Source organism: Acidithiobacillus ferriphilus (assembly GCF_018854775.1).
GTDB lineage: Bacteria > Pseudomonadota > Gammaproteobacteria > Acidithiobacillales > Acidithiobacillaceae > Acidithiobacillus > Acidithiobacillus ferriphilus.
The window spans coordinates 1-10,536 of record NZ_JAAZTY010000205.1 but is presented as its reverse complement, the minus strand read 5'-3'; the positions used below and the strand labels follow the sequence as shown (position 1 = coordinate 10,536).

At 54.0% G+C, this 10,536-nt stretch carries 8 protein-coding genes; 6 read left to right on the top strand and 2 right to left on the bottom strand.

The genetic code is table 11. The features are described from left to right. The 3 genes from HF921_RS12240 to HF921_RS12230 all read left to right on the top strand — a co-directional run. On the top strand, positions 1 to 584 hold a 584-nt coding region (locus tag HF921_RS12240), incomplete at its 5' end, for a CZB domain-containing protein (protein ID WP_226834590.1). Positions 585 to 765: 181 nt separating this feature from the next. Next, positions 766 to 1,623, top strand: coding sequence for a PilZ domain-containing protein (locus HF921_RS12235; protein ID WP_215893902.1), 858 nt, complete (start codon positions 766 to 768; stop codon positions 1,621 to 1,623). 243 nt (positions 1,624 to 1,866) lie between these two features. After that, on the top strand, positions 1,867 to 2,742 hold the full coding sequence (locus tag HF921_RS12230) for a crotonase/enoyl-CoA hydratase family protein (RefSeq protein ID WP_215893901.1): 876 nt from the start codon (positions 1,867 to 1,869) through the stop codon (positions 2,740 to 2,742). Positions 2,743 to 2,776: 34 nt separating this feature from the next. Here HF921_RS12230 and HF921_RS12225 read toward each other — a convergent pair whose 3' ends face one another. Together HF921_RS12225 and HF921_RS12220 are read right to left on the bottom strand one after the other, a co-directional pair. Further along, on the bottom strand, positions 2,777 to 5,356 hold the full coding sequence (locus tag HF921_RS12225; RefSeq protein WP_215893900.1) for an ATP-binding protein: 2,580 nt from the start codon (positions 5,354 to 5,356) through the stop codon (positions 2,777 to 2,779). 41 nt (positions 5,357 to 5,397) lie between these two features. Further along, a complete protein-coding gene (locus HF921_RS12220; protein ID WP_319025493.1) occupies positions 5,398 to 6,468 on the bottom strand; it encodes an HD domain-containing phosphohydrolase in 1,071 nt (356 codons plus the stop codon). Positions 6,469 to 6,996: 528 nt separating this feature from the next. Here HF921_RS12220 and HF921_RS12215 point away from each other — a divergent pair. The 3 genes from HF921_RS12215 to HF921_RS12205 all read left to right on the top strand — a co-directional run bounded on the left by HF921_RS12215 (position 6,997) and on the right by HF921_RS12205 (position 10,389). Then, on the top strand, positions 6,997 to 7,674 hold the full coding sequence (locus HF921_RS12215) for a cupredoxin domain-containing protein (protein ID WP_226834586.1): 678 nt from the start codon (positions 6,997 to 6,999) through the stop codon (positions 7,672 to 7,674). A 14-nt stretch (positions 7,675 to 7,688) separates the two neighbouring features. Next, a complete protein-coding gene (locus tag HF921_RS12210) occupies positions 7,689 to 8,453 on the top strand; it encodes a cytochrome c oxidase subunit II (RefSeq protein WP_215892999.1) in 765 nt (254 codons plus the stop codon). 67 nt (positions 8,454 to 8,520) lie between these two features. Then, entirely contained in the window at positions 8,521 to 10,389 is a 1,869-nt protein-coding gene (locus HF921_RS12205) for a cytochrome c oxidase subunit I (protein ID WP_226834592.1), read from the top strand. The last annotated feature ends 147 nt before the right edge of the window (positions 10,390 to 10,536 follow it).

The window sequence follows — 10,536 nt, the reverse complement described above, 5'->3', positions numbered from 1 at the left end:
TGCGCGACATGATCAATGATCCCAAGGACCTGGCCATCGTCGCGGCGGTGATTACCGCCAGCCGCATGCTGGGTCTGGATGTGATCGCTGAAGGAGTGGAGACGGCAGAGCACGCGGCACTGCTCACCAAAATGGGGTGCAGCCATCTGCAGGGGTACTATTTTTCCAAGCCGCTCCCTCCCGAGGCCATTCATGCCTGGAGCACCCGTTTCCGCCCCATCCTTCGGGTGGGGGATGTCTCGACATTCATGGATATTCTGCCGCCGATTCTGGAGGGCCATACCCTGCGCGTCCAGATGTTTCTCCGCGCCCTGCGTCACGAAAACCCGTTCCCGGCCTATACTCTGGAAGAGGATGCAGAGGATTATTGCCATTTGGGGCGATGGCTACGGGGGGAGGGCGCACGTATCTTTGGTCAGGTACCGGATTTCGCTGACCTACTCACCCGCCATGAGCGAATGCACCAATTTGCCCGTGCCGCCAAATCTCTTCTGGATGCCGGGGAGATACCGAGGGGGCCATCCATCAGGGGTGTCTGCTGGATCAAGAGAGTCGTTTGCTATTGGCGGAACTGCTGGACATGACTGGGCAAAACCGGAATAGGCATCCATTGTTAGCCGGGAGCCTGCTGTAATGCACCGAATCTCGGAGGCAGCGAAACATCCGCTTCTAAAGTTTGGGTGCCTATATGTTATTCCGATTTTCATGGAGCCAAAATGCGCTTAGAGTACCTAGTAACACGCAGATAGGATTGACGGAATACCGATGGTAGATTGGGATAAAGTGCAGATATTGGAATGGACACCTGACAATGGTGCAGCACCAACCATGCACCCAACGGAGAGCGTAGACCTGCGCGTCTCAGGTACTTTGACGATCGGCACCCCACCACTCGCCATTCAAGCCCAACGACTCTTCAGCCGTTGGGAGATAGTCCGCGAACCTTCCCGCATTTTGGCAAAGTGGCTCTCAGAATCTCGATTATTAACAGCCGTCCTGGAGTTTCAGCCCGATCGTGACTTCGGAGTACTGATAACGGTACTGGACCTTGGTGGAACAGTGCATCTGACCATCCCACAATGGTCACGCCCCGCAACTGGCGCCATACAAAAGGATTTTTCTCTGGATCGAAAAAATCTGGTTGGCCGAGACATTCTGGTGATCGGGCGTGATGACGTTTTACACGCCGGTTTTTTGGGTAAAGTGATTAATGTTGGCAACCAGTCAATCATTGTGAATCCAGGGCCGATATATTGGTCGCAACAACGAACTTATCATCGGTATACCGTCAATACGCCCATCAGGGTGGGTTTGCGTGATGTGCATGAAAGCTTTCCATCGATTTTTGTCCGGTTGACGGATATCAGTATGGGTGGCGCAGCCTTCATCGCGGATGTCCCAGACACATCAAAAAAGCCTGCGCAGGGTGCAGGCTTGCCGTTCTTGGGGCAGTTGTTTTGGGTGATGCTCCCGCGACCGGAACGGGGTGATTCCTTGGATTTGGCGGCAACGTTTGTCAACCAACGACAAATACCGGGGAGCCCCACCGCTTTGTGGGCTTTCGCCTGGCAACAGATGACCGCTTTTTCGGATCTGGAAGCATGGATTGCGGACATGAGTTGATTCGTCTGCATGCCCCCTGACGGCAGTTTCCTGCCAAATGACCATTTACACAAAAATTCTTACACCCTCGTTTCCGAGGTCGGACAGAGCGTTACATTTTTCCCAGTGGGTGCCGAGGTTGCGGATTTGTGGGGAGGTCAACGCTCTTGATCGCTGCCCCCGTTTTAGCGAAATTGGATGGGGGATATCATCGCACTTCCTTGCTCCATCTCAATGCCACCCAAAGTTTCCTAGGAGAACCTCATGAACAGCATGCTTCACCCCTCTGCGCCGTTGCCCGGATCATATCGGTCCTCTTACAGCCAACTGGGCACCTTTTATGATGAGAAATATCAATTGATGTGGTGCTTCATGCATGCTTCGCCGCGCCCCTGCTTTAGTCCGGCGCTGCTGGACGAGATCCGCCATTTTCACGGCACAGTAGTTTCCCAAAACACGTTATCGGAAGACCGTAAAATAAGTTACATTGCATGGGCCTCCGATGTCCCCGGCGTTTTTAATTTGGGGGGGGACTTGAATTTATTCAGAACGCTCATTCAATCAAAAGACCGAAATGGGCTCCTGCGCTATACCACCTCCTGCATAAAAGTTTTGCATGCCAACATTTCCCATCTCGATCAGGATATAACCACCATCTCCCTGGTCCAGGGGGACGCGTTGGGAGGCGGGTTCGAGGGTGCCCTATCTAGCAATGTACTGATAGCGGAACGCAACGCCAAAATGGGCCTGCCTGAGATTCTCTTCAATCTATTCCCCGGTATGGGGGCATATAGTCTTCTGTCCCGCAAGGTCGGCATTGCCAATGCCGAGCGCATGATTCTGAGCGGAAAAATTTATACCGCCGATGAGCTGTATGATATGGGGGTGGTCGATATTCTCGCTGAGGATAAGCACGGGGAACGCGCCGTGTATGACTATATTCAGAAAGAAGGCCGGGCTAAAAACGGGTATCGGGCCTTGCGCAAAGTAAAGGACCTGTGTAGTCCGGTCACTTACGAGGAGTTGATAAAAGTCGGGGAAATTTGGGTCGATGCCGCATTGCGTCTTGAAGCGAGAGATCTGCGGATGATGGAGAGGCTTGTTGCCAGACAGTCGGCAAGGCATCAAGGCGCGGCATAGCGGGGCTTGGAATCCCTTAGATGCACTAGGTTTCTTAGGTTACTGCATCGCGCTGGCTATCGAGGTAGGTGGTCAGAGCGGTGCAGGTGCTATCAAATGAATTGCTGATCTTCGCTGCCAGGGCTTCCGCCCCCGGTGCGCCAAGATCATAAGGCTTCAACCTCTCGGCCTCGCTGCAAGCCAGCACCAGGAGCGTACATCCGAGTTGCCCGGCGCTGCCCTTGAGGGCGTGTACCATATCCTGAAAACGCGGGTAGTCTTGTTGCGCCGCCGATTCCTGGATTTCGGCCACGAGATGATGGCCGTCCTGGATAAAACCCCTCGCTACGTCATCCACGAAATCGTTCCCTCCCAACTGACCGAGGGCATATAAGGCTTGCTCGTCTACCATACCCTGGGCGGTTCCCTGTGCATCCAGGGCATGCAGCACAGCGTTCTGGCTCGTTTCCTGGCGTTTTTCCGCAAGTTGCGCGATGGTGTCGAGCAAATGCCTGGCGTTGATCGGTTTGGTGAGATAGGCGCTTGCGCCAGCCAGCCGACAGGACTCCATGGATTCGCGGGTCGCGTCGGCCGTCAGCATGATGACTGGGGCGGGTGTCGCGGTTTCCATGAAGCGGATCGTCTTCAAGACATCCAGTCCGCTGATTCCCGGCATGTTCATGTCCAGAATGAGCATGTCAAAAGAAGGGCCTTCCCGTGCCAGGATGTCCAGGACCTCCTCGCCATTGCTCGCCAGACGTACACCGTGCCCGGCGTGCTCAAGTATCCCCTGGATTACTTTCTGGTTCACCCGGCTGTCTTCTGCAACGAGGAGGTGCAGGGCTCGGGCGCTGCTACGCTGCTGGTAGTACTCCAGCAGCGGGACCACGTTTTCGGGCAGATCATGCTCGGCTTTGGCGGCATGCAGCGCATTAAAGAGCAGCGTTCTGTCGAGGGGGGCATGCAGAACCGATGAATACCCGGCGCGCAGGAAGCGTTCGTCCTCTTGCCCCGATCCTTCTTCCTCGACCAGTACCAGGGATATCTGTTGCAGGGGAGACTCCGCCCGCACCGCGACTGCGAATTGATCCGCCGCCAACTCCAGATGGCGGCGCTCCACCAGGGCCACCCGGTAGGGTATGCCGTGCTCGTTGGCTTCGATAAGCCGCGAGAAGGCCCGTGCGGGGCTGCCCGCAAGGTCGCTCTTCATATTCCACGTCGTCAGGGCGTCCTGGAGGTTTTCGGCTAGCGCGCCACCAGCGACGATCAGCACACGGGTATCGGGCAGGGAACAGATGTCGTTGGCATCCTGAATCCGGGCTGTATCGCGGACCAGGAAAGGCAACTCGAACCAGAAGGTGGAACCCGAACCGACAAGGCTATGGAAGCCGATGCGGCCACCCATCTTCTCGACCAGTTCCTTAGCGATGGCCGTGCCCAGACCGGTGCCGCCATAACGACGCTGGATGGATGCATCCGCCTGAACGAAAGGCTCGAAGATGCCCGTCTGCACCGCCTCTGGAATGCCGGGGCCGGTATCGCTGATATCAAAGCGGAGCCAGGCCTTGTCAGGCGTGACGGAAAGGGGGCGGACACTTAACTCCACACGACCTTCATCTGTAAACTTGACGGCGTTGCCAGTGAGATTGATCAGCACCTGACGCAGGTGGCGGGGATCGCCGCGCAGCAGGAAAGGCGTCTCTGGCACAATGTGGTTGACCAGATTCAACCCTTTTTTGTTGGTTGCGGTCGTTAGTGTCTTGAGTGTTTGATTCACCAGGGCATGCAAATCAAAATCGGTTTGCTCGATGACGAGACGCCCCGCCTCGATCTTGGAAATATCCAGGATGTTCTCGATTAATTCCAGCAAGGTATGCGCCGATGCCTGAATGATGCGGGCGAGCCCCATTTGTTCCTCGTTCAGGCCGGTTTCCAAGAGGAGATCACTCATCCCGATGACCCCATTCAATGGGGTGCGTAGCTCGTGGCTCATCTTGGCGAGAAACTGAGACTTGGCCCTGTTGGCCTCGTTTGCGCGGTCGATGGCGGCATTTAGTTTGGTCAGCAGGGCAGCCATATACGTGGGGAGGGCAGCCAACATGATCAGCCCGCCCACCCAGAATGTGAAATGAGAGGACCAGAAATTGCTGGTGAACAGCACGGCAGTGAAGCCGGTAACACTCATAATGGTGGCAAGAAACAAATAATTGAGGCCGTATCGGAAACCGTTCCCCATGGTGACCCAAAGATAGATTCCGAGCAGCGGAAACCCCGACTGGTAAGCACTCTGAGAAATCAGGAAAGATATACCGCCGAGGTCTCCGCTCATGCCCAAGATGCGCCGCCAGGGAGATTCGCCCGGCCAGACGATGATGGAAATAAACAAACTTACTGAAAAAACTATAAAAATAGTAGCTGAAACCTGCAGAGTGAAAAGAGGTCTGGGGTCTTTAAACCAACTGACATAGGGAGATGAGAATATATAGATATAAACCAGCAGGCCGATCACCATTCGCACAATCGCCTGCTCATGTTCGCTATCGGTCCGCCGGGATAGTCGGCCAGAGATGGCCCGGAAGAGGCCCACCTGACGGACGGCTGGATTATTTGCTTCGGGCATCTGAGTATCGGACATCGATGGATCCACAGTGGCGGCCGGGCTGGGTTGCGCCAGCTTTACATATCCGCGTCAGCAGGCGATGAGCCGGTGCTATTTCCTTGTGGTGGGGGATCGCATAACCGCCTCCCGATCGCACGGATTTCGTCGATCTGGTCGAGAAATGCCTGCACGCAGAGGGGATCAAAGTGACGACCTGCCTGATCTTGTATATAAGCAACAGCCTCATCGAACGGCCAAGCCGCCTTGTACGGGCGCACCGAAGTCAGGGCGTCAAACGCGTCCGCCACCGCGACAATGCGCGCCGCCAGCGGGATTTCCGCCCCCCGCAGCCGCTTGGGATAGCCGCTACCGTCAAATTTTTCATGATGACCCAAAGCAATCACCGCTCCGATCTGGATAAAACGGGATTGGCTGCCGCTCAATATTTCGTAGCCGATGATCGGGTGCGCTTGCATTATCTGGAACTCATCCGCCGTGAGTTTGCCGGGTTTCAGGAGGATGGCGTCGGGTATCCCTATTTTACCAATGTCATGCAGCGGCGCGGCCAACTCAATTTCTTCACATTCCATTTCGGTGAAGCCCAGCTTCTCGGCCATCGCGCGGGCATACTTGGCCATGCGCATGACATGGTTGCCGGTATCATGATCGCGGTATTCACCGGCCCGAGCTAAAATAAGGAGCGTTTCCCGCTCCCTTCCGCGGACCTGTTCGGTCGCCAGCGCCACCTGATCCTCCAGCCACTTCGCCCGGTCTTTGACGATCTGCTGCTGCTTGCGCAGGGCGAGCAGATTACGACAACGCACCTGGCACTCGTGTTGGTCCACTGGTCGAGTGAGAAAATCCGTGGCTCCGATCGCCAGGGCTTTGTAGCGGATTTGGATATCCTGGACTACGGTGACGATCACCAGCGGCACATCGCCGCAGGCAGGGATGGCGCGGACGCGCTTCGTGAACTCCAACCCATCCATGACCGGCATTTTGTAGTCTGCAAGGATGAGATCCGGCGTTTGGTCGTGTATCCGCTCCAGGGCCTTGCGGGGATCGGTGAAGCTTTCCACCAGTGGTTCCGGTGTAATGCCGAGCACCAGTTTCTCCAGGATCTTGCGACCGGTTGACTGGTCATCCACGATAATGACGAACGGCTTCTGGGGCGACTTATTCGTCTTGCCCCCGCACAGCGGCGCATCCGAGTTGTCCTGGAGGTATGAGCGTTGGTTTAGCTGATTGCATAAGTTCTCCGGGTCCAAGCAACCGCATCTCAGCCTGATTTGCCAAGCCGCATACATATAACCCTAGACCGGCGCGTAGTATATGTCCACCTGAACCACCTGACTAGCTGGCCACGCCAGCGCGACCACGCTCGCGCAGCGCACCCGCGCCAAGGAAGAGTCTGCCGGTGGACGTGAATATATGAGCAACTCAACAGCTTCAGGGCAATAATTACTTTCTTATATGGTGTTGTTCTTAATTGTTCGCATTCGTTTGGATAGATTGCAATATGGCACGATACAATCCTGTTTTAATTGTATTTTTTATTTATCATCTAAGCGCTTGGCGTGAAACACAGCGATGCATGGGAGGCATGTATTACGGTGCTTGAAAAAAACGTTGCAAACTGCGGCAAGTTGTATTAAATAATATATTCAGGTGTTATTATGTCTGCGCGGGTGTCAGGTGGATACCGATGGCAGGGTGAAATGAGGGCGGCGAGCAAGAAGGTCGACGTGAAGCCTAAGTCGCTTTACGTCTTTATGTGTATTTTTGAGCGGAGGAACAGACGTATGGCGGCAGGAAGAGGTACGGCTACGGTGTTTGTATCTGCTGTGGCATGCGCAGCAGTAATTATAGGCGCCCTGGAGTGGGAAAAAACGGTGGCGCTGCCTAGTCCATTTGGACAAGTCATTAATGGGGTGCATCGCTACTCAATTGATGAGTTCAACTATTATTACAAACCGGGCCATATGATATGGCGTGTCGGAGAAAAGGTGGCGTTAACGATTGATAATCGATCACAGTCGGCACCAGCGATTGCGCATCAGTTTTCAATAGGTAGAACGTTGGTTTCCCGGAATAATGGTTTTCCAAAATCACAGGCCATGGCCGTCGGATGGAAGGACAACTTCTTTGACGGTGTGCCTATTACGAGCGGGGGGCAGACGGCGCCGATACCAGCGTTTTCCGTTAGTCTCAACGGCGGTCAGAAGTACACTTTCAGCTTTGTGGTGCCCAATAAACCCGGCAAATGGGAATACGGTTGTTTCCTGCAAACGGGGCAGCACTTCATGAATGGAATGCACGGTAATATTGACATACTACCGGCTCAGGGAAGCTAATATAGGGAGGGCATATGAACGCAGCAAAAGAAAACTTATGGAAAGCTTTCCGTGGCCTATTGATGGTATGGATTATTGGCTTGGCGATTGGCGAAACGCTTATGACCTGGGGCATTGGTAACTGGCCGATTTTGGGTAGTATCCAAGCACACATCACGGCGGATGCGACTACATATCTTTTGTGGCAGGCGGTAGCCATCTATGTGCTGGTAGGCGGCGCCCTTATATACAGTGCGGTGCGCTTCCGCGCCTCGTCCATGTCAGATACCGGGGCGCCGGCCTATCAGAAACGGACTTGGGCCCCTTTTGTGGTGACGTGGCTGGCCTTGGCTATAGCCATTAACCTGGCCAATACGATTTATCCGGGCATGGTGGGCTTAGAGCAACTCTGGGGCATACAGCTGGATGCGAAGAAGCCGTTGGTTATCGATGTTACCGCACAACAATGGAAGTGGACGTTTTCTTACCCCAAGCAGGGCGTGACGGATGTTTCAAAACTGGTGGTTCCCGAGGGCCGCACCATAGACTTCGTCCTGCGAACCAAAGATGTCATGCACGATTTCTGGATACCCGCCTGGGGCGAGAAAAAAGACGTGATCCCCAATGAAGTGCGGCATCTGTTTATCACCCCTACCGCGTTGGGAACAACCGCTACGAACCCGATGATGCGTGTACAGTGTTCCTTGATTTGTGGTAACGGACATCCTTTGATGCGGGCACCGGTTAAGGTGGTAACAGCAGCAGACTTCAAAAAATGGGTAGCGAACAACAGCTTCTAAACCCGCTGAAGACTTGCCATCTAATATGCTGAATTGGAATGAGGAGTAAATAATGGCAACTAATCAAATGCAAGTGCAACCGCTGGATGATATGAATGGTGACAAGAGCGCGTTCACGATTACTATGCTGTATCCACTATTGCGCGCGACATTTTGGGGTCTAACCGGATATTTTGCCGCGGCATGGATTACGGCTGCTGTGACTGGCAATGTTTTGGTCGGTGCTCTACCTGCGACAGTGGGTTACGTGGCTGGCATGATCGGCTGGTTATTGGGTAGCGGCGTATGGGAGGGATGGATACGGCGTGCCTTCGGTGGGAAGGAGGCTCCATCTTATACTGGCATTGAACGTTATTTTCGTTTCGGCCCGGATTCGAAGTCTACAGCCGTGCGGTATGTGATTTTCAATATTGCAGCCTTCTTTTTCGCAGGCCTATTTGCCATGGCCATCCGGATCGAGCTGCTGACACCGGACTCGACGAGCTGGTGGATGTCGGAGGTTATGTACAATGAAACCTTCGGTATCCATGGGGTGATTATGCTGCTAGGTGTGGTGGCATCGGCTATTGTCGGCGGCGCAGGGTACTACCTGCTTCCCCTGATGGTGGGGGCGCGCAATGTCGTTTATCCCAAACTGTTGGGGCTTAGCTGGTGGCTCTTGCCGCCAGCAGGGTTGGCGGTATTTTTGAGCCCTTTGATCGGTGGATTTCAGACCGGATGGTGGGGCTATCCGCCTTTAGCGCAGAATAGCGGTAACGGTATTGTGTTCTATGCCCTGGGCGCCGCTACTATTCTTATCGCGTCGCTGTTCGGCGCCATTAACATCGCTGGCACCATGGTGTATATGCGCGCAAAAGGGATGAGTCTGGGTCGCGTCCCGATTTTTATTTGGGGCTTGTTTGCTGCCGCCACGATTCTTATCGTCGAGTCGCCCGCCACCTATACGGGTGCACTGATGGACTTGTCCGATATGATAGCCGGCAGTCATTTTTACACCGGACCTACCGGGCATCCCTTAGCCTACATGGATCAGTTCTGGTTTTTATTCCATCCGGAAGTTTATGTCTTTATATTGCCCGCTTTTGCCATATGGCTGGAGATTCTTCCCGCCGCGGCCAAGCGTCCGTTATTTGCCAGGGGTTGGGCTATCGCCGGACTTGTTGGCGTTTCCATGCTGGGCGCGATGCTGGGCGTTCATCACTATTTCACTGCGGTGAGTGATGCGCGTATGCCCATATTCATGACACTCACTGAAACCGTATCCGTTCCTACGGGGTTTATTTATCTGTCCGCCATTGGAACAATATGGGGTGGCCGCTTAAGGATTAATGCTGCTGTTCTGCTTATACTTATGGCCATGATGAACTTCCTGGTCGGTGGTTTGACGGGGATATTCAATGCCGATGTCCCAGCGGATTTACAGCTTCATAACACCTATTGGGTGGTCGCACATTTTCATTACACCATGCTTGGTGGCGTGATCTTTACCTGGATTGGTGCATTGTATTGGTGGTTCCCCAAGGTTACTGGTCGGAAGATCAACGAGTTTTGGGGGAAATTTCACGCCTGGTGGTTCTTCGTGTTCTTCAATTGTACGTTCTTCCCCATGTTCATAGCGGGTATTGATGGGATGAACAGGCGCATTGCCATATATCTGCCCTACCTGCATCAAATCAACATGTTTATATCCATTTCAGCTTTCCTTCTGGGCGCCGGTTTTCTCATTCCGCTGGCCAACCTGGTTTATAGTTGGCGCTATGGACCGAAGGCCGATGCGAACCCATGGGGTAGTAAGGGCTTGGAATGGCAGGTGAAGTCGCCTACGCCGTATGTGCCATACCCTGCGACGATTGAGCCGGAGGTTGTCGGTCCAAATGACAACTACGCGCCGGGAGCGAAAGAGCCCTTTGTCTGGGTGTCCACGCCAAGCAAATAAATGAGGAGGAAATAGATTATGGCAGATAATAGTTATGCTAGCTTAATGGATCCGGCTTCGGAGCGCGCGAAGAGGGGGGCATTCTTTTTCTTGATGCTTTTTGCCGGGATCATTTTTGCGATGTGGGACCTCGCGCGCTTCCTTTGG